This window comes from Pseudomonas sp. NMS19W, from assembly GCF_051554255.1.
In the GTDB taxonomy this organism is placed as follows: Bacteria; Pseudomonadota; Gammaproteobacteria; order Pseudomonadales; family Pseudomonadaceae; genus Aquipseudomonas; species Aquipseudomonas kribbensis.
This window is the reverse complement of record NZ_CP136718.1, coordinates 5,979,853-5,998,831: the sequence shown is the minus strand read 5'-3', so window position 1 is coordinate 5,998,831 and position 18,979 is coordinate 5,979,853. Positions and strand designations below refer to the sequence as shown.

Below are 18,979 nucleotides of genomic sequence, written 5' to 3'. Positions count from 1 at the left end.
CATGTGAGCGGCATTTTTGTGGGCGACAGATTTATTCCGAAGCCACGGCGTTCTTCGCCAGAATCGCGTTCGCCAGTTCCATGTCCGTCGCCTGCAGGCCCGGATTGTCGGCGCGGACTTTCTGCATGGCGGCTTCCAGGTACGGGCCACGGATGCCGCCATCGCTGGCAACGAAACTGCCGGCGTCGTCCTGGGCGGCGACGATCAGCTTGTGATCCTTGAAGGTCAGGTACGTCGAGCCGGTGGTGGCGCCGGACGAAATGACGTTACGCCAAAAGCTGTCAGCCATTGCCGAACCGACGGGCAGAGACAGCAGGGCAAGGGTGGCGACAGCAAGTTTGAGACGCATGAGGGATGACTCCACTGGTGTTGAATAACGGCTTGGATCGTCATTTCGACGATCCGGTTCCGTGACGGGCTATTTCTGCTCGCTCTGCGGCGTCACCCGCAGCACCTCCTCGATGGTCGTCAGGCCCGCCGCGACTTTCTGCGCGCCGGACAGCCGCAGGCTGCGCATGCCTTCCTTGAAAGCCTGGCGGCGGAGCGCCGTCAAATCGGTATCGGGGCTGATCAGCCCCTTGAGGCTGTCGGTCAGCTGCATGATTTCGTAGACCCCGGCGCGGCCGTGATAGCCGGTGTCGCGACATTCCAGGCAGCCGATGGCCCGTTGCGCGTTGCCCGGCAGCGGCGCCTGCCACGGCCGGGTCAGGGTTTGCCAGTCCTCCTCGGCGACAGGCAGCGGTGCCTTGCAGTGCGGGCACAGTGTGCGCACCAGACGCTGGGCCATGACCCCGAGCACCGTGGCCTTGATCAGGTAATGCGGCACGCCGAGTTCCAGCAGACGGCTGATGGCGCTCGGTGCATCGTTGGTGTGCAGGGTCGAGAGCACCAGGTGCCCGGTCAATGCGGCCTGGATGGCCATTTCGGCGGTCTCCAGGTCGCGGATCTCGCCGATCATGATGATGTCCGGGTCCTGCCGCATCAGCGCTCGCACCCCGGCGGCGAAGGTCAGGTCGATGTTGTGCTGCACCTGCATCTGGTTGAAGGCCGGCTCGACCATCTCGATCGGGTCCTCGATGGTGCAGAGGTTGACCTCCGGGGTCGCCAGTTTTTTCAGGGTGGTGTAAAGCGTGGTGGTCTTGCCCGAACCGGTCGGGCCGGTCACCAGAATGATGCCGTTGGGCTGCCGGGTCATGTCCTGCCAGCGCCGCAGATCATCGGTGGAAAAACCGAGCTGGTCGAAATCCTTGAGCAGCACTTCCGGGTCGAAGATCCGCATCACCATTTTTTCGCCGAACGCGGTGGGCAGGGTCGACAGGCGCAACTCGACCTCGCCGCCGTCCGGGGTCTTGGTCTTGACCCGGCCGTCCTGGGGTTTGCGCTTCTCGGCGACGTTCATCCGGCCGAGGCTTTTCAGGCGACTGACGATGGCCATCGTCACCTGTGGCGGAAATTGATAGACGTTGTGCAGCACGCCGTCGATGCGAAACCGTACCGTGCCTTGCTCGCGCCGTGGCTCGATATGGATATCGCTGGCCCGCTGCTGGAAGGCGTACTGGAACAGCCAGTCGACGATGTTGACGATGTGCGCGTCGTTGGCGTCCGGCTCCTGATCGCTGGCGCCGAGGTTGAGCAGTTGTTCGAAGTTGCCGAGGTTGCTGCCCGGCTGGTCGGCGTTGCTGGCGCCGCTGACCGATTTGGCGAGGCGAAAGAACTCGACGCTGAAGCGCTGGATGTCCGCCGGATTGGCCACCACCCGTTTGACCGGCAGTTTCAGCACGTGGGTCAGATCGGCTTCCCAACCCGTGACGTAGGGTTGGGCGCTGGCCACGGTCACCGCATCGCGATCAACCGACACCGCAAGAATCTTGTGGCGCTGGGCAAAGGCATAGGACATCAGTGGCGTCACGGCGGCGACGTTGATCTTCAGCGGGTCGATCCGCAGGTACGGCTGGCCGGCCTGCTGCGCCAGCCACAGGGTCAGGCTTTCAAGATCCAGGTGTTTGCCCGGACGGCTGAGGTCGTCGAGTTGCTGACCGGCGATGAATTCCAGCGGATGTACCTGCCCGTGGGTCGCCTGCCGACGGCGGGCATTCAGCGCGTGTTCGGCCGAGTCCTGGCTGATGAAGCCCTGGGCGACCAGTTCACGCAAGACATCATTGAGATCCAGCCAGCGGTCCTGAGTGGCGAGTTGAACGGACATGCGGGCTCCTTTTGAACGACAGTCCGCAAAGGATAGTCGTGGCTCCGCCGACCGTTGGGCCACTACCCGACAAAGGCGTTTCCGCTTTTGTCAGCCAGCCGCCTGAGCCGGCGCGTCCCACGCCGCATCGGGGTTTTGCAGATTCACCGAGCAGACGCTGATCAGGTTACGAAGTTTTTCCGCGATCACCTGGGCGCGGTGCCAGCTCAGGCCACCCATGACGATGTCGATGGACAGCAGGTCGTCCAGCCGCTGGACATTGACCTGTTCCGGGGTGAGGAACTGCAAGGCGAACAGGTTCAGCACCCGCACCAGCAGATCCGGTTCGGCCTCGGCCAGTATCTGGTACTGCGCAAGGCAATGGGCGTTGCTGACGTTCCACACATCGGCACGGGGCGCTGGGGTGTTGACGGCTTCGAGGTGTGGCATGGCAGGTCTCCGGAATCAGTGGAGAAATTTTTACATTCGATGCCGGGCATTTCTTGTCTAAGATGAGCCGATTGGCCGGTTGATAGGGTTGGTCAATTCGGTATTGGCTGATTTTGAGGATTATTTATGCACAGTGAGCTGGACAGCTACGACCGGCGCATTCTCGCCCTGCTGCAAGAGGACGCTTCTCTGTCCAGCGCACAGATCGCCGAACAGGTGGGCCTGTCGCAGTCGCCGTGCTGGCGGCGGATTCAGCGGATGAAGGAGGAGGGGATCATTCGCGGCCAGGTGACCTTGCTCGATCGCAAGAAAATCGGCCTGAACACGCAGATCTTCGCCGAAATCAAACTCAACGCCCACGGCCGTTCGAACTTCACCGAATTCACCGAGGCGATTCGCGGCTTTCCGGAAGTGCTGGAGTGTTACGTGCTGATGGGAGCGGTGGATTTCCTGCTGCGGATCGTCGCGGCGGACATCGAGGCGTATGAGCGGTTCTTCTTCGAGAAGCTGTCGCTGGTGCCGGGGATTCAGGAGGTGAACTCGATCGTGGCGCTGTCGGAGATCAAGTCGACGACGAGCTTGCCGGTATTGCGCTGATGATCGTTCCCGTGAGTGGGAACGATCATCATCCGGGGATTACATGCGCAGCAGCATTTTCCAGGCGCGATTCTGGTAAACCGCAATCGCCTGATGCTTGCGTGCATCGAGCAGTTCATCGGTGATGGTCGGCTCGTTGGCCAGTTGCGCCAGTTTGTTCAGCTCACCGTACAAACGATCCATTTCCGGGATATCCAGCACGTTGCGCGCGTGGTGCAGCCAGACCTGGATGCGTTCGATGCGCGGCAGTTGCTCGGCCAGATCTTCCGGCTGCTGCTGATAACGCTGCAATTGCAGCGAAGTGGCTTCTTCGCCCAGCAGACGCGGCAACCAGCTTTGCAATTGCGCGGCACCCTGGCGATTGCCACGGGTGTTGCGGTCGGCAGCCCAGGTGCGGGCCAGCAACCAGCGCGAGGTGTTCAGCGAGAACAGGCCCCAGCGCGGATCTTCCAGTTCCTCGAGGAACTGCTCCGGCGCGGCTTTGCGCACGTCTTCGTCTTCAAGGCCGACCTGCACCAGCGGGCGCCAGTCTTCCAGCAAGGCATCCAGTGCCACACGCAGGTCGTGGGTCGACTGACGCGGCGCGGCCTGGCCGAGGCTGCTCAGCAGGGCGCGCATTTCCGCGAGGCTCTCGACCCAGTCCTGCAGCAGGCGCCAGTGACCGTTGAAACGATACTGTTCGGCCAGACGCTGGCTGCTGCCGAGCAAGTGCCAGCTCAGGGCGGCGAAGGCGTCGTCCAGCGGAGTTTCAGCGCTGATGGCCGGCGCCGGCAGGCTCAGCGAGTAGCTGTTGGCGTCGTACAGGCGATAGCCGCGCTCGGCCTTGCTGATGTCGCACGGCATCAGGGCCAGGGTTTCGGCCAGTTCGGCGGCCAGTTCCAGCAGCGCGGCAGGCTCGCCTTCGCGCAGTTCCAGTTCCAGCTCGCAGATTTCTTCTTTCTGCTTGCCGACCACTACGTGGCCCAGGTCCAGCGCGGCCTCGATGACCACTTTGGTCTTGCCACGGCCCCAGGCGATTTCGGCGCGCTCGCGGACGAAATCGGTGGTGAAGATCGGTTTCAGGGTTTTCTTGTCCAGCTCGGAGAGGGACTCGGGCCAGCATTCGCCGTCGAGCTTCTTCACATCGAGTTTGGCTTTGGGCAGGTGCCAGTCGTACTCGTTACGCTCGGACAGACCGGCGACGCTCTGGCCACGGGTCTTGAGGGTCTGAATCACTTCTTCGCCGTCCTTGCGCAGGCGCAGGGCAACCTTGGCCCGGGCCAGGTCACGCTCGGGCGTGTCGAAGTACTGATTCATCAACTCACGGCGTTCCCAGCCACTTTTGTTGCGTTTTTTCAGGAGAGGGTGCTCGCGCAGGGCGGCGAGGGTTTCGCGGCTGACGCGGAGTTTGATTTCGGTTTCTTTCTGCATGGCCGGAAAATCCAGGATCGGGAGCGCAGCCGGGGGAATGTGTGGCTGCCAAGGTCGTGCAGTGTACAGGACTGAACCTTCCTACGCTTTGCGGCGGTTTATTCTCGGCGCCGGATGGTTCTATGATGGACTTCAATCCGGGAGTTGGAGTCAGCGATGCCTTTGCCATCCATGCAAGACCAGTTCGCTGCACTGATCGCTGTGCCGTCGGTCAGTTGCACCCAGCCGAACCTGGATCAATCCAACCGGGCGGTGATCGATCTGCTCGCCGGATGGCTCGGCGACCTGGGCTTCAGTTGCGACATCCAGCAAGTCAGCCCCGGCAAGTTCAACCTGCTCGCCAGTTTCGGCAGTGGCCCCGGCGGGCTGGTGCTGGCCGGGCACAGCGACACCGTGCCCTACGACGATGCGCTGTGGAAAACCGACCCGCTGAAACTCACCGAAGTCGACGGCCGCTGGGTCGGCCTCGGCAGTTGCGACATGAAGGGCTTTTTCGCCCTGATCATCGAGGCCGTGCAGCCGCTGCTCGACCAGCCGTTCAGGCAGCCATTGCTGATCCTCGCCACCTGCGATGAAGAAAGCTCGATGTCCGGCGCCCGGGCGCTGGCCGAAGCAGGGCGGCCGCTGGGCCGGGCGGCAGTGATCGGCGAGCCGACCGGGCTCAAGCCGATCCGCATGCACAAGGGCATCATGATGGAACGCATCGATATCCTCGGGCAGAGCGGCCATTCGTCGGATCCGCGTCTGGGGCACAGCGCCCTCGAAGCCATGCACGACGCCATCGGCGAGCTGCGTGGCCTGCGCCTGCTGTGGCAACGCGAATTCAACAACCCGCAGTTCAGTGTGCCGCAGCCGACCATGAACTTCGGCTGCATCCATGGTGGCGACAACCCCAACCGCATCTGTGGCCAGTGTTCGCTGGAGTTCGATCTGCGGCCGCTGCCGGGGATGGACCCGAAGGTGTTGCGAGCCGAGATCCTGCGCAAGCTCAACCCGGTCGCCGAGCGGCATCAGGTGAAGATCGATTACGCGCCGCTGTTTCCCGAGGTACCGCCGTTCGAGCAGGCCGAAGACGCCGAGCTGGTGCGAATCGCCGAAAAACTCACCGGCCACACGGCCGAAGCGGTAGCGTTCGGCACCGAAGCGCCTTATCTTCAGCGCCTTGGCTGCGAAACCATCGTGCTCGGCCCTGGCGATATCGCCTGCGCCCATCAGCCGGACGAGTACCTTGAAATGTCACGTTTGCAGCCTACCGTGCATCTATTGCGGCAGTTGATCGAACATTACTGTCTCAAAGCTGTATAAATTGCCGTCCTGCCAACCCGTATTCATGAGGAGAGCGCGCGTGTCGCCAAGCCTGTTCCGACGATAACCATCAGCCCGCTGTGCGTTTTCCGTTTCGCCCTTTTTCCGGCTGCTATTTATTACAGGCCCAGGTTCATGCCCGAATACGTCAATTGGCTTCGTCACGCGTCTCCTTATATCAATGCCCACCGCGACTGCACCTTCGTCGTCATGCTGCCCGGCGACGGCGTGGAGCATCCGAATTTCGGCAACATCGTCCATGACATCGTGCTGCTGCACAGTCTTGGCGTGCGACTGGTGCTGGTGCACGGTTCCCGCCCGCAGATCGAAACCCGCCTCGCCGCTCGCGGCCTGACCCCGCATTACCACCACGGCATGCGCATCACCGATGCCGCGACCCTTGAGTGCGTGATCGACGCCGTCGGCCAGCTGCGCATCGCCATCGAAGCGCGGCTGTCGATGGACATGGCCTCGTCGCCGATGCAGGGCTCGCGCCTGCGGGTGGCCAGCGGCAACCTCGTGACCGCGCGGCCGATCGGCGTGCTGGAAGGTGTCGACTATCACCACACCGGTGAAGTGCGCCGGGTCGACCGCAAGGGCATCAATCGTCTTCTCGACGAGCGCTCCATCGTATTGCTGTCGCCGCTGGGTTACTCGCCGACCGGTGAGATCTTCAACCTGGCCTGCGAAGACGTCGCCACCCGCGCCGCCATCGATCTGGGCGCAGACAAACTGCTGCTGTTCGGTGCCGACCTCGGTCTGATCGACGAAAACGGCAAACTGGTGCGCGAGCTGCGCCCGCAACAGGTGCCGGCGCATTTGCAGCGCCTGGGCAGCAACTATCAGGCGGAATTGCTCGATGCCGCCGCAGAAGCCTGCCGTGGCGGCGTGGCGCGCAGCCATATCGTCAGTTATGCCGAGGACGGCGCGTTGCTCACCGAACTGTTCACTCGCGACGGTGGCGGTACGCTGGTGGCCCAGGAGCAATTCGAACTGGTGCGCGAGGCGGCGATTGAAGACGTCGGCGGTCTGCTTGACCTGATCAGTCCGCTGGAAGAGCAGGGGATTCTGGTGCGTCGTTCGCGCGAAGTGCTGGAGCGCGAGATCGAGCAGTTCAGCGTGGTCGAGCGCGAAGGGATGATCATCGCCTGTGCGGCGCTGTATCAGATTGCCGATTCGGATGCCGGTGAACTGGCGTGCCTGGCGGTGAATCCTGAGTACCGCCATGGCGGTCGCGGTGATGAATTGCTTGAACGCATCGAGACCCGTGCCCGGGCGCAGGGCCTGAAGACTCTGTTCGTCCTTACCACCCGCACCGCTCACTGGTTCCGCGAGCGTGGGTTCGAGCCGAGCAGCGTCGAGCGCCTGCCGGCGGCCCGGGCTTCTCTCTATAACTATCAGCGCAATTCGAAGATTTTCGAAAAGTCCCTGTGAAGTGCGATTGCCCCCATGGGATGCGTGGGGGCAATGCTTTTATTCAGCTACAAACTTCGCACTGACATACGGCGAGTAATCGGGCAGTACGCTCTCAACCTTGCCCTGTTCCTTCAAAAACTTTGCCGTCTCGCCAATCGCCTTCGCCGTGCCGCCGTCCAGCAGCGCCGTGGTCTGTTGCGCCTTGGCGTCCGGGAAGGCCGAACCTGCGAGCAATTCCGGGACATCGGCAGCGTTGGCACCGGTCAGTTTGGCGATTTTCTGCACCGGCACCGAGTCGGCAGTCCAGCTGTCTTTATGGGCGGCGTAGTCGGCGAACGAGTCCAGCGTCACCTTGGCGAACTTGGCCACGACCTCCGGATGCTTCTCGGCAAAGTCCTTGCGCGCGACCCAGACTTCAAAGGTTGGCGCGCCCCACTGGCCGACCTGGGCGGCGTCGGTCAGGGTCTTGCCGGTCTTGCGGATCTCGCCCAGTGCCGGTGACCAGACAAAGGCGCCGTCGATGTCGCCGCGTTTCCAGGCCGCCGCGATTTCTGCGGGTTGCAGGTTCACCACTTTGACTTTCGAGGTGTCCAGGCCCCAGTGCTTGAGTGCACCGAGCAGGCTGTAGTGTGAGGTGGACACAAACGGTGTGGCGATGGTCTTGCCCACCAGATCCTCGGGTTTGTCGATACCGCTGCCGTTGCGCACCACCAGCGCTTCGGCGGCATTGATCTGTGCCGAAACGATGAAGGCAACAATCGGCAGGTTGCGCGAAGCGGCGGCTGCCAATGGGCTGGAGCCGAGGTTGCCGATCTGTACGTCACCCGAGGCTATGGCTGTCACAACTTCCGGGCCACTGTTGAAACGGCGCCAGTTGATTTTCTCGCCTATGGTCTTCTCGTAAACGCCGTCGGCCTGGGGGACTTTGCTTGGATCGATGCCGGTCTGGTAGCCGACAGTGAGGCTGGAAGCATGGACAGAAAAAGAAATCAGCGCTGACACACAAACTGTAACAAATTGACTAGATAGTGCACGTTTGGCCATGATGGCGTCGCCTTTTTCGATAGGGTTTGACGAATCGGGGTTTCGCCAAAGCTAAACGATCTAAAAAAAGGCTAATAAATACCATTTAGGAATGAGCTTAGGCGCCGATACGCTGTATCCCGGTACAGATGGCCACTATCCAGCCATATTCCTGAATGGTATGAAAAAGAATGAATAAATTCTTTTTGGGTTTATCTGGAAGTCTTTACCCTGCAAGGACCAAATAACTGCGATTAGACCTTGGTCGTAGACGCACAAGGTTACGATTGACTTGTCAGTCACGGTCTGGCGCTAATCGCGCATCTTAGGATCCAGGAGCATCAGACTCCGGACCAGGAACACAAGAATTAGAAACGAGAGGAGCGATACATGAACAAGTCCACCTTGGCCCTGGCCGTGGCCGTAGGGGTTATTGCGCAGCAGGCAGGCGCAGCCGGTTTCATCGAAGACAGCAAGGCCACTCTGGGGCTGCGTAACTTCTACATCAACACCGACAACCGTGATGGCACTGGCCCGAACAAGAACGAAGAGTGGGGCCAAGGCTTCGATCTGCGTTTCATCTCGGGTTACACCCAGGGCACCGTCCAGTTCGGCGTTGACGCCATCGGCCTGTACGGCCTGCGTCTGGATTCCAGCCCGGACAAGAGCGGCAACTCGACGGGTACCGCTTCCGGTGGCACCATTTTCCCGAGCGATGGCAACCGTGCCGTGCATGACTTCGCCAGCCTGGGCCTGACCGGTAAGGTCAAGATCTCCCAGACCGAGCTGAAGGTCGGTACCCTGATGCCGAACAACCCGGTCATCAAGTACAACGATGGTCGTCTGCTGCCACAAACCTTCACCGGTGGCGAGCTGAAGTCCAACGAGATCAAGGATCTGACCCTGACTGCCGGTCAGATCGAATCCGCCAAGGGCCGTAACTCCAGCAACGACGAAAACCTGTCGATCGCTGGTGCGAACGCCGGTTCGAACTACGACAAGGGCGTGTTCAGCAACAAGTTCTACTACGCCGGTGCTGACTACAAGCTGACCAAGGACCTGACTGCCTCGTACTACTACGGCGAGCTGAAAGAGTTCTACTCGCAGAACTTCCTGGGTCTGGTACACAACTGGGCCATCGGTCCGGGCGTACTGAAAAGCGACCTGCGCTACTACCGCAGCCGTGACAACGGCAACAACGGTGACACGCCTGCGTACTTCACCACCGGTTACTACGGCGGCAAAACCGTCAAGGGCAAGGTCGACAACGATCTGTACAGCTACCTGGCACTGTACTCGGTTGAAGGTCACACCTTCGGCGCCGGCTACCAGTACACCAAGGGCGACAGCGACTTCCCTTGGCTGAACCAGGGTGACGGTTCGTCCAACAGCACCATCACCGACATGCAGATCCAGAAGTTCGGTCGTGCCGGCGAGCGTACCTGGCAGGCTCGCTACGCCTATGACTTCGCCAAGGTCGGCGTACCTGGCCTGACCGCCGGTGTGATCTACCTGCGTGGCGATAACATCGACACTCCGCTGGGCGAAAAAACTGAGTGGGAACGTGACCTGACCGTTGGTTACGTGATTCCGGAAGGCCCGCTGAAGAACCTCGGCGTTGCCTGGAAGAACGCCATGTGGCGCACCGACCTGGCGAACACCCGTTCCCAGGACGAAAACCGCCTGATCGTCAGCTACTCGATCCCGCTGCTGTAATAGCGCTCGAGCAACCGACGTAAAAAAGCCCCGTCCGGCATCGCGCCGGACGGGGCTTTTGTGTTTTCGGGTCCGGCCCACCCCCGTAGACCTTTCCCGACATTTCCCTCTTTACAGCAACTCAAGGCCTTCTCGAACCTTGGGGCCGATGTTCGGCGCGTTGCCGGCGAGCGTCCAGTGAACAGAAGTTTAATATTCTCAAATGGTCTAGATATCTAGTTATTTATTCTTTTTATGAATGGCAAATCCCGAGCTACAGTTGAGGTCTCCAACAACTCATCAGGAGCAGCACCATGAGCCTCAGACTCGGCGATATCGCCCCCGATTTCGAACAGGATTCCAGCGCCGGCAAGATTCGTTTCCACGAATGGCTGGGCAACAGCTGGGGCGTGCTGTTTTCCCATCCGGCGGACTTCACCCCGGTGTGCACCACCGAGCTGGGCTTCACCGCCAAGCTCAAGGATGAGTTCACCAAACGCGGCGTGAAAGCCATCGCGCTGTCGGTCGACCCGGTGGACTCGCACCACAAGTGGATCGAAGACATCAACGAAACCCAGAACACCCTCGTCAACTTCCCGATCCTGGCCGATGCCGATCGCAAGGTGTCCGATCTCTACGACCTGATCCACCCGAACGCCAGCGACACCCTGACTGTGCGTTCGCTGTTCGTGATCGATCCGAACAAGAAGATCCGCCTGACAATCACTTACCCGGCGAGCACCGGGCGCAACTTTCACGAAATCCTGCGGGTGATCGACTCGCTGCAGCTCACCGACAACTACAAGGTAGCCACGCCGGCCAACTGGCAGGACGGTGAAGAGGTGGTGATCGTGCCGTCGCTCAAGGATGAAGACGAAATCAAGCAACGCTTTCCGAAGGGCTACCGCGCGGTGAAGCCGTACCTGCGCCTCACCCCACAGCCGAACAAATAAAGTCCAATCGCCAGCAGGCGGGCTCCCACAAGGGCGCGTTCCAATGTGGGAGCCAGTCTGCTGGCGATGGCGGCGGTGAATGCTCCGCGCGCCTCCAATTTGTAACCACGATGCAGGGTTTCAGGCCGTTTTCACGGCCTGTTTTTTTGCCCGGAGAAAAGTGAAACGTATATCTCCATAAAGAATAACCAAATGAATAAATATGATTTATGGATATATAAATCAGCTGATAAGGTCACTCTCATTGAAGCGAGATCGCAACCCGCGAATCGCCGGTAACGCGCAAGGAATCGTCTGAATGCTGGTCGTCTCACTCGGTGGCAGTCCCAGTCAACGCTCTCGTTCCGGGGTGTTGCTGGAGCGCTCGCAACGCTGGTTGCAGCAGCAAGGGGTGGAAGTGGTGAGTTATCAGGTGCGGGACTTCCCGGCCGAAGACTTGCTCCACGCCCGCTTCGACAGCCCGAAGGTGCTCGACTTGCTGCAACAGATTGAAAACGCCGATGGCCTGCTGATCGCCACTCCGGTCTACAAGGCGTCGTTCTCCGGCGCGCTGAAGACCGTGCTGGATCTGCTGCCGGAACGCGCCCTGAACCACAAGATTGTCTTGCCGATGGCTACCGGCGGCAGCATCGCCCACATGCTGGTGGTCGATTACGCCCTCAAACCTGTGCTGTCGGCGTTGAAGGCCCAGGAAATGCTGCAAGGGATTTTTGCCGAGGACAGCCAGATCGCCTACGGCGAAGGCAGTGCTGCGGCGCAGCTGGCGCCGGCTCTGGAGCAGCGGCTACACGAAGCGCTGGATCAGTTTGTCAGCGCCATGGCCCGTCGGCCGAAGCCGCTGGAGCCGGGGCTGTTGAATGAACGTTTGTTGAGTGCTCGCTGGAGCATTTGAGCCACATCGAAACTTGAAGTACTGGCCTTACTCGCCCGCCAACGGGCAAGCAGGTGCAGCCAAAACCCAACAGCAAAAAGGAGAGCGCTATGCGCACTGTATTTTTGCGTCGTGGTCTGGTCGCTCTGTTTGCTGCGGCTGTCACCTTCGGCGCCATCACTCAAGCTCAGGCCGAGACGCTCAGAATCGGTTATCAGAAATACGGCACGCTGGTGCTGCTCAAGGCCAAGGGCACCCTGGAAAAACGTCTCGCCGCCCAAGGCGTCGACGTGCAATGGACTGAATTCCCCGGCGGCCCGCAACTGCTGGAAGGCCTGAACGTCGGCTCGATCGACTTCGGCGTCACTGGCGAAACCCCGCCGGTCTTCGCCCAGGCGGCCGGTGCCGATCTGCTCTATGTGGCCTACGAGCCGCCCGCGCCGAACAGCGAAGCGATCCTTGTGCCGAAAGACTCGCCGATCAAATCGGTGGCGGATCTCAAGGGCAAGAAAGTCGCCCTGAACAAAGGCTCCAACGTCCACTACCTGCTGGTGCGTGCGCTGGAAGACGCCGGCCTCAAGTACACCGACATTCAAACCGTATTCCTGCCGCCGGCCGATGCCCGCGCCGCGTTCGAACGCGGCAGCGTCGACGCCTGGGTCATCTGGGACCCTTACCAGGCCGCCGCCGAGCAACAACTGCAGGCGCACACCCTGCGTGACGGCAAAGGCATCGTCGACAACCACCAGTTCTACCTGGCGACCAAACCCTACGCACAGAAAAATCCCGAGGTGATCAAGACCCTCGTGGAAGAAGTGCGCGCCGTCGGCGAGTGGTCGAAAGCCAACCCGCAAGACGTGACCCAACAGGTCGCGCCACTGCTCGGCCTGCCGGCAGACATCACCCTGACTTCGGTGAAACGCCAAGGCTACGGCGCGCTGTTCCTGACCCCGGAAGTGGTCGCCGCGCAACAGAAAATCGCCGACACCTTCTACCAGCTCAAGCTGATTCCCAAGCCGTTGAGCATCAAGGATGTGATCTGGACCCCACCGGCCGCTGTGGCCCAAAGCTCGGTCACCCAAGCCCAGTAAATCGAATCCCCAAGGAGACCACTCCATGAGCCTCAACATCTTCTGGTTCCTGCCTACCCACGGCGACGGCCATTACCTTGGCACCGCCGAAGGCGCCCGCGCCGTCGACCACGGCTATCTGCAACAGGTCGCGCAAGCGGCGGATCGTCTGGGCTTCGGCGGCGTGCTGATTCCTACCGGCCGCTCCTGCGAGGATTCGTGGCTGGTGGCCGCATCGCTGATCCCAGTGACCCAGCGCCTGAAGTTTCTGGTCGCCCTGCGCCCCGGGATCATTTCCCCGACAGTGGCGGCGCGTCAGGCCGCGACCCTGGATCGTCTGTCCGGCGGTCGTGCGCTGTTCAATCTGGTGACCGGCGGCGATCCGGAGGAGTTGGCCGGAGACGGTCTGTTCCTCGATCACGAAGCGCGCTATCAGGCCTCGGTGGAATTTACCCGGATCTGGCGTCGGGTGCTGGAAGGCGAGACCGTGGATTACGACGGCGAGCACATCAGCGTGAAGGGCGCCAAATTGCTCTATCCGCCTATTCAGCAACCGCGTCCGCCGCTGTATTTCGGCGGTTCTTCGGAAGCGGCGCAGGATCTGGCAGCGGAACAAGTGGAAATGGTCCTGACCTGGGGCGAGCCGCCAGCGGCGGTTGCCGAAAAGATTGAACAGGTTCGCGCCAAAGCCGCCAAGCTCGGACGCACCGTACGCTTCGGCATTCGCCTGCATGTGATCGTGCGGGAGACCAACGCTGAAGCCTGGCAGGCAGCGGATCGCCTGATCTCGCATCTGGACGATGACACCATCAAACGCGCCCAGGCGTCACTGGCACGGTTCGATTCGGTCGGCCAGCAACGCATGGCCGCGTTGCACGGTGGCAGCCGCGACAACCTCGAAGTCAGCCCTAACCTGTGGGCCGGCGTCGGTCTGGTGCGCGGCGGTGCCGGGACGGCGCTGGTGGGCGACGGTCCGACCGTGGCAGCACGGGTGAAGGAGTACGCGGCGCTGGGCATCGATACCTTCATCTTCTCCGGTTATCCACATCTCGAAGAATCGTATCGCGTGGCCGAGCTGCTGTTCCCGCACCTCGACGTCGAACGTCCGGAACTGCCGAAAAGCGCCGGTTACGTCAGCCCGTTCGGCGAGATGGTGGCCAACGACATTCTTCCCAAAGCCGCGTCCCAGAGCTGAGGCGCCGCCATGAAGAAATTTATCCACAGCCTCGCGCCCTGGGCGTTGCCGGTGTTGCTGCTGGCGGTGTGGCAGTTGTCGGTGTCGGCGGGCTGGTTGTCGACGCGGATTCTGCCGGCGCCGGTGGCGGTGATCGAAGCCGGCGTGAGTCTGGTGCGCAGCGGTGAAATCTGGACGCACCTGGCAATCAGCGGCTGGCGCGCCGCACTGGGCTTCACCATCGGCGGCAGCATCGGCCTGGCGCTGGGCTTCATCACCGGCCTGTCGAAGTGGGGCGAGCGCCTGCTCGACAGCTCGGTGCAGATGATCCGCAACGTGCCGCACCTGGCGCTGATTCCGCTGGTGATCCTGTGGTTCGGCATCGATGAGTCGGCGAAGATTTTCCTGGTGGCGTTGGGCACGTTGTTCCCGATCTACCTCAACACCTATCACGGCATCCGAAACGTCGATCCGGCGCTGGTGGAGATGGCGCGCAGTTATGGCCTGTCCGGTTTCAGCCTGTTCTGGCAGGTGATTCTGCCGGGTGCGCTGCCTTCGATTCTGGTCGGTGTGCGCTTCGCCCTGGGTTTCATGTGGCTGACGCTGATCGTGGCGGAAACCATCTCCGCCAGCTCCGGCATCGGTTATCTGGCGATGAATGCCCGTGAGTTCCTGCAGACCGACGTGGTGGTGCTGGCGATTCTGCTCTACGCGGTGCTCGGCAAACTGGCCGACCTCGCGGCCCGTGGACTTGAACGTGTGTGGTTGCGCTGGCATCCGGCCTATCAAGTGGCGAAAGGAGGTGCGGCATGACCGCTCAACAACCTCCACGCCTGCTGCGCGGGATTCCGCTGGTGGTGCGCAATCTGCAAAAGACCTTCGGCGCGCGGCAGGTGTTGCGTGACATCGACCTGCATATTCCGGCGGGGCAGTTCGTCGCTGTGGTCGGGCGCAGTGGTTGTGGCAAAAGTACCTTGCTGCGCTTGCTCGCCGGCCTCGATCAGCCCACCGGCGGCGATTTGCTCGCAGGTGCCGCACCGCTCAGCGATGCCCGGGAAGACACCCGGCTGATGTTCCGGGAAGCACGGCTGCTGCCGTGGAAAAAGATCATCGACAACGTCGGTCTCGGCCTCAAGGGCAACTGGCGTCCGCAAGCCCTGGAAGCGCTGGAAGCCGTTGGCCTGGCGGATCGCGCCAATGAATGGCCGGCGGCATTGTCCGGCGGGCAGAAGCAGCGTGTGGCGCTGGCCCGGGCGCTGATCCATCAACCGCGCCTGCTGTTGCTCGATGAGCCGCTCGGCGCACTGGACGCGCTGACCCGGATCGAGATGCAGCAACTGATCGAACGTCTCTGGCAACAGCATGGTTTCACCGTGTTGCTGGTGACCCACGATGTCAGCGAAGCGGTGGCGATTGCCGACCGGGTGATTCTGATCGAGGACGGCGAAGTCGGTCTCGACCTGCAAGTGGAGTTGCCGCGCCCTCGGGTGCGTGGCTCCCATCGACTGGCCGCGCTGGAAACCGAAGTGCTCAACCGTGTGCTGTCCCTGCCCGGCGAACCGCCGGCGCCGGAACCCGTTTCACCCTTGCCTACGCAATTGCGTTGGGCGCAATGAAGCAGCTGCGAGCTTCAAGCCTCAAGCCGCAAGCGAAAGCAGATCGCTTTTACTTGCAGCTTGTAGCTTGCCGCTTGCCGCTCATTTCGATCCTAGGAGAAATGCCATGACTATCAAAGCCATCAACGTACGCAACCAGTTCAAAGGCGCGATCAAGGAGATCGTTCTCGGCGACGTGCTGTCGGAAATCGACGTGCAGACCGCTTCCGGCATCGTCACTTCGGTGATCACCACCCGTTCGGTCAAGGAGCTGGAACTGGAGGTCGGCAGTGAAGTGATCGCCTTCGTGAAATCCACCGAGGTGTCTATCGCCAAGTTGTAAGTCTGTGAGTAAAAAACAACCCCGGAGGGTGTGAGCCCTTCGGGGTTTTTTGTGCCTGTCGTGTGCCGCGCTAGAGAATCCGCTTGGGCAGATAGGGCGGCAGATACAGCCCGATGTAGGCATCGAACACCCGCATCCCTTCCTCGGCCATGCGCGGGGTGATCTGCCCGTGCTGCTGCACCGAGCGGGCGTAGACGCGGTCGCCCAGCTCCATCGCCAGCGCAAACACATCGACATCATCCGGCAGCTTCGGCAGTTCGAAGTGATGATCGAACAGCTTGTGCATCAGGTCGCCCAGTTCGAGGTCGTGCTGGCGGTCGGCCTGGGTGACTTCGGTCAGGCCGTGCTGCGCGAGGATCAGTTGGCGGGCGGCGGCGTCTTCGTCGTAGATCTCCAGCATCCGTTGCTCGACCAGCCGGGACAGGTCGCGCCAGTCGCGCAGGGCATCGTGATCGATCGGCGCTTGCAGGCAGGCGCGGAAGGCCGCGTGGACATCTGCCGTCAGGCCTTCGAGCAACGCCGGGACGCTGGCGAAGAAATGGTAGACCGAGGAGGGCGGGATCTGCGCGCGTTCGGCGACGCTGTAGACCGACAGGCTCGCCACGCCCTCGGCGGCCAGCAGCGTGCGCGCGGCGTCGAGTATCGAATCGATCCGCGCCTGACTGCGGGCACGGGGTTTGCGGACGGGGGCGGGACGCGTCATGAAAGTCTCCTGCGGGGCAGCGGGCATTGTACGCAGAGCTTGAATCTCTGCCACAGAGGCCAATAAAAAAACGCCGCGGGCTGAGAAGCCAACGGCGTTTTCATGTGCTGCAGTCCGCTTAAACGGTGTGCAGATACCAGTTGTACTCAAGGTCGGAGATGGAGTGTTCGAACTCCTCCAGCTCGCTTTCCTTGCAGGCGACGAAGATATCGATGTATTTCGGATCGATGTACTTGGCCATCACCTCGCTGTCGTCCAGCTCGCGCAGGGCATCGCGCAAGTTGTTCGGCAGGCTCTGTTCGTTCTGCTCGTAGCTGTTGCCTTCGGTCGGGGCCGGTGGCTCGATCTTGTTGGTCAGGCCGTGATGCACGCCCGCCAGTACCGAAGCCATCAGCAGGTACGGGTTGGCGTCGGCGCCGGCAACGCGATGTTCCAGGCGGACCGCGTCGGCGGAGCCGGTCGGTACGCGCAGGGCCACGGTGCGGTTGTCCAGGCCCCAGCTCGGCGAGTTCGGCACGTAGAACTGTGCGCCGAAACGACGGTAGGAGTTGACGTTGGGGCAGAGGAAAGCCATCTGCGCGGGCAGGGTCTCGAGCACACCGCCGATCGCGTGACGCAGCGCGGCGTTCTGCTCGGGATCCTCGCTGGCAAAAATGTTTTTGCCATCTTTGTCGAGAACCGAAATGTGCACATGCAGACCGTTGCCTGCCTGGCCAGGGTAAGGCTTGGCCATGAAGGTGGTGTCCATTTCATGGTCGTAGGCGATGTTCTTGATCAGACGCTTGAGCAGTACCGCGTAGTCGCAAGCCTTGATCGGGTCGGCGACGTGGTGCAGGTTCACTTCGAACTGCGCCGGGGCACTTTCCTTGACGATGGCGTCAGCCGGAATGCCTTGCTCTTTCGCGCCTTCCAGAATGTCCTGGAGGCAGTCGACGTATTCGTCGAGGTCGTCGATCAGGTAGACCTGGGTCGAATGCGGGCGTTTGCCGGAGATCGGCGAGCGTGGCGGCTGAGGGCGGCCGTTCACGTTTTCCTGGTCGATCAGGTAGAACTCGAGTTCGAATGCGGCGCAGATGGTCAAGCCAAGCTCGTCAAACTTTGCAACAACTTGACGGAGCACTTCGCGCGGGTCGGCGAAGAAAGGGTCACCTTCGAGTTCGTGCATGGTCATCAGCAGCTGCGCGGTAGGACGCTTTTGCCATGGCTCGTTGCACAGGGTATCGGGGATTGGATAGCAGATACGGTCGGCGTCGCCGATGTCCAGGCCCAGGCCGGTGCTTTCCACCGTCGAACCATTGATATCCAGAGCAAATAGAGAGGCCGGCAGGTTGATGCCTTTCTCGTAAACCTTGTGGAGGCTGGTGCGTTCGATGCGCTTGCCGCGCACCACACCATTCATATCCGCAATCAGAAGGTCAACGTACAGAACCTCAGGATGTTCCTTAAGGAACGCGTTCGCTTCGTTAAGCTGAACGGCACGCGGGGGTACCGACATGATGCAACACCTTTGTTGTTAAAAATATCAATCATTGATCTTTTCTGGTTTCAGTCAACCCGAACGGCATGCCGAAGTCAAGCGAGGCCTTTTTTGCCCCGAAAAAGCGCCGCGAGGGCATTTATGGGGCACTTTGGGGCATTTTTTTATCCATGAAAGACGCGCCACCCGCAGGCTTGAGCAGGCCGTGTTGTATTTTTTACGGGGGTGTTGTGTAAAAAAATGAACAAGGCTAAGCTCGGGTCAAACCCATAACAGCAATAATACCGGGGTGCTTCATGTCTCGCCTGCCGTTAATCGGCGTCACCGACTGCTCCGTGCAGTACGGTCTGCATGCTTATCACATCAGTGGCGACACGTCCGTCCGCAGCGCAGCCGACAGCCAGGCTCGCATTCTGCCAGCGATCTCTTTGTCCATGGCGGATCAGGCGCCGGCGTCCGATATTCTGGACGCGGGGAAGGGCATCCTCTTCAGCGGTTCTCCTTTCAATATAGATCTCTTTCCTGCTCCCGGCCTGCACCGCGCCCGTCGCCGTGCCCGTGATTCTGCACACCCTGGATGTGCACAGGAAATGCAACGCCAGCGTAAAGGGCAGGTAAGCTCCTCCTTCATTGTCGATGCGCGGTGCCAGGCGTAAGCCGGTACTGCGCGCAAACAAGCCCCTTTAACGCGACGCCCCGTGCGTCAAACCTGCCT

Annotated in this window: 19 protein-coding genes; 12 read left to right on the top strand and 7 right to left on the bottom strand. The window is 61.2% G+C overall.

What is annotated here, in order from left to right; translation table 11 throughout:
• Positions 1 to 31: 31 nt before the first annotated feature.
• The 3 genes from R1A29_RS27565 to R1A29_RS27555 form a co-directional block, all read right to left on the bottom strand.
• Complete coding sequence (locus R1A29_RS27565; protein ID WP_007951791.1) at positions 32 to 349, bottom strand: DUF2388 domain-containing protein; 318 nt, start codon at positions 347 to 349, stop codon at positions 32 to 34.
• A gap of 69 nt (positions 350 to 418) precedes the next feature.
• Entirely contained in the window at positions 419 to 2,203 is a 1,785-nt protein-coding gene (locus R1A29_RS27560) for a GspE/PulE family protein (RefSeq protein ID WP_438300091.1), read from the bottom strand.
• Between the two features lie 90 nt (positions 2,204 to 2,293).
• Positions 2,294 to 2,632 carry a hypothetical protein gene (locus R1A29_RS27555; protein ID WP_085708982.1) on the bottom strand — a complete coding sequence of 113 codons (339 nt, stop codon included), beginning with the start codon at positions 2,630 to 2,632 and terminating at the stop codon, positions 2,294 to 2,296.
• Between the two features lie 126 nt (positions 2,633 to 2,758).
• On the opposite strand from R1A29_RS27555, the gene R1A29_RS27550 reads away from it, so the two are divergent.
• On the top strand, positions 2,759 to 3,229 hold the full coding sequence (locus tag R1A29_RS27550) for an Lrp/AsnC family transcriptional regulator (RefSeq protein ID WP_007951785.1): 471 nt from the start codon (positions 2,759 to 2,761) through the stop codon (positions 3,227 to 3,229).
• 39 nt (positions 3,230 to 3,268) lie between these two features.
• Here R1A29_RS27550 and R1A29_RS27545 read toward each other — a convergent pair whose 3' ends face one another.
• Positions 3,269 to 4,639, bottom strand: a complete 1,371-nt coding sequence (locus R1A29_RS27545) for a CYTH domain-containing protein (protein WP_438300090.1) — start codon at positions 4,637 to 4,639, stop codon at positions 3,269 to 3,271.
• Between the two features lie 156 nt (positions 4,640 to 4,795).
• Between R1A29_RS27545 and argE the strand changes: the two genes are divergently transcribed.
• Positions 4,796 to 5,944: an acetylornithine deacetylase gene (gene argE, locus R1A29_RS27540; protein WP_438300089.1), complete on the top strand. Its 1,149-nt coding sequence runs from the start codon at positions 4,796 to 4,798 to the stop codon at positions 5,942 to 5,944.
• Positions 5,945 to 6,079: 135 nt separating this feature from the next.
• Positions 6,080 to 7,378, top strand: a complete 1,299-nt coding sequence (argA, locus tag R1A29_RS27535; RefSeq protein ID WP_007951778.1) for an amino-acid N-acetyltransferase — start codon at positions 6,080 to 6,082, stop codon at positions 7,376 to 7,378.
• Positions 7,379 to 7,417: 39 nt separating this feature from the next.
• On the opposite strand, the gene tauA is transcribed toward argA, so the two are convergent.
• On the bottom strand, positions 7,418 to 8,407 hold the full coding sequence (gene tauA, locus R1A29_RS27530) for a taurine ABC transporter substrate-binding protein (RefSeq protein ID WP_438302093.1): 990 nt from the start codon (positions 8,405 to 8,407) through the stop codon (positions 7,418 to 7,420).
• Positions 8,408 to 8,773: 366 nt separating this feature from the next.
• Between tauA and R1A29_RS27525 the strand changes: the two genes are divergently transcribed.
• The 8 genes from R1A29_RS27525 to R1A29_RS27490 all read left to right on the top strand — a co-directional run bounded on the left by R1A29_RS27525 (position 8,774) and on the right by R1A29_RS27490 (position 16,084).
• Positions 8,774 to 10,099, top strand: a complete 1,326-nt coding sequence (locus R1A29_RS27525) for an OprD family porin (protein WP_438300088.1) — start codon at positions 8,774 to 8,776, stop codon at positions 10,097 to 10,099.
• Between the two features lie 293 nt (positions 10,100 to 10,392).
• A complete protein-coding gene (locus R1A29_RS27520; RefSeq protein ID WP_438300087.1) occupies positions 10,393 to 11,031 on the top strand; it encodes a peroxiredoxin in 639 nt (212 codons plus the stop codon).
• 298 nt (positions 11,032 to 11,329) lie between these two features.
• Positions 11,330 to 11,923, top strand: coding sequence for an NADPH-dependent FMN reductase (ssuE, locus tag R1A29_RS27515; RefSeq protein WP_085731495.1), 594 nt, complete (start codon positions 11,330 to 11,332; stop codon positions 11,921 to 11,923).
• An 89-nt stretch (positions 11,924 to 12,012) separates the two neighbouring features.
• Positions 12,013 to 12,993 (top strand): sulfonate ABC transporter substrate-binding protein, encoded by a 981-nt coding sequence (locus tag R1A29_RS27510; RefSeq protein ID WP_085708989.1) that lies wholly within the window; start codon positions 12,013 to 12,015, stop codon positions 12,991 to 12,993.
• Between the two features lie 25 nt (positions 12,994 to 13,018).
• On the top strand, positions 13,019 to 14,167 hold the full coding sequence (ssuD, locus tag R1A29_RS27505) for an FMNH2-dependent alkanesulfonate monooxygenase (protein ID WP_102619651.1): 1,149 nt from the start codon (positions 13,019 to 13,021) through the stop codon (positions 14,165 to 14,167).
• Positions 14,168 to 14,176: 9 nt separating this feature from the next.
• Complete coding sequence (gene ssuC, locus R1A29_RS27500; protein WP_248739888.1) at positions 14,177 to 14,959, top strand: aliphatic sulfonate ABC transporter permease SsuC; 783 nt, start codon at positions 14,177 to 14,179, stop codon at positions 14,957 to 14,959.
• Positions 14,956 to 15,762, top strand: a complete 807-nt coding sequence (gene ssuB, locus R1A29_RS27495) for an aliphatic sulfonates ABC transporter ATP-binding protein (RefSeq protein WP_438300086.1) — start codon at positions 14,956 to 14,958, stop codon at positions 15,760 to 15,762. The genes ssuC and ssuB overlap by 4 nt, the downstream gene beginning before the upstream one ends.
• A gap of 106 nt (positions 15,763 to 15,868) precedes the next feature.
• The gene (locus R1A29_RS27490) at positions 15,869 to 16,084 is read left to right on the top strand and encodes a TOBE domain-containing protein (protein WP_007953520.1); all 216 of its coding nucleotides are present in this window, start codon (positions 15,869 to 15,871) and stop codon (positions 16,082 to 16,084) included.
• A gap of 70 nt (positions 16,085 to 16,154) precedes the next feature.
• Here R1A29_RS27490 and R1A29_RS27485 read toward each other — a convergent pair whose 3' ends face one another.
• Together R1A29_RS27485 and R1A29_RS27480 are read right to left on the bottom strand one after the other, a co-directional pair.
• Positions 16,155 to 16,787 (bottom strand): TetR/AcrR family transcriptional regulator, encoded by a 633-nt coding sequence (locus R1A29_RS27485; RefSeq protein WP_085708993.1) that lies wholly within the window; start codon positions 16,785 to 16,787, stop codon positions 16,155 to 16,157.
• Positions 16,788 to 16,905: 118 nt separating this feature from the next.
• Entirely contained in the window at positions 16,906 to 18,282 is a 1,377-nt protein-coding gene (locus tag R1A29_RS27480; protein ID WP_085581012.1) for a glutamine synthetase family protein, read from the bottom strand.
• Between the two features lie 278 nt (positions 18,283 to 18,560).
• Between R1A29_RS27480 and R1A29_RS27475 the strand changes: the two genes are divergently transcribed.
• The gene (locus R1A29_RS27475) at positions 18,561 to 18,920 is read left to right on the top strand and encodes a glutamine amidotransferase (protein WP_134828443.1); all 360 of its coding nucleotides are present in this window, start codon (positions 18,561 to 18,563) and stop codon (positions 18,918 to 18,920) included.
• The last annotated feature ends 59 nt before the right edge of the window (positions 18,921 to 18,979 follow it).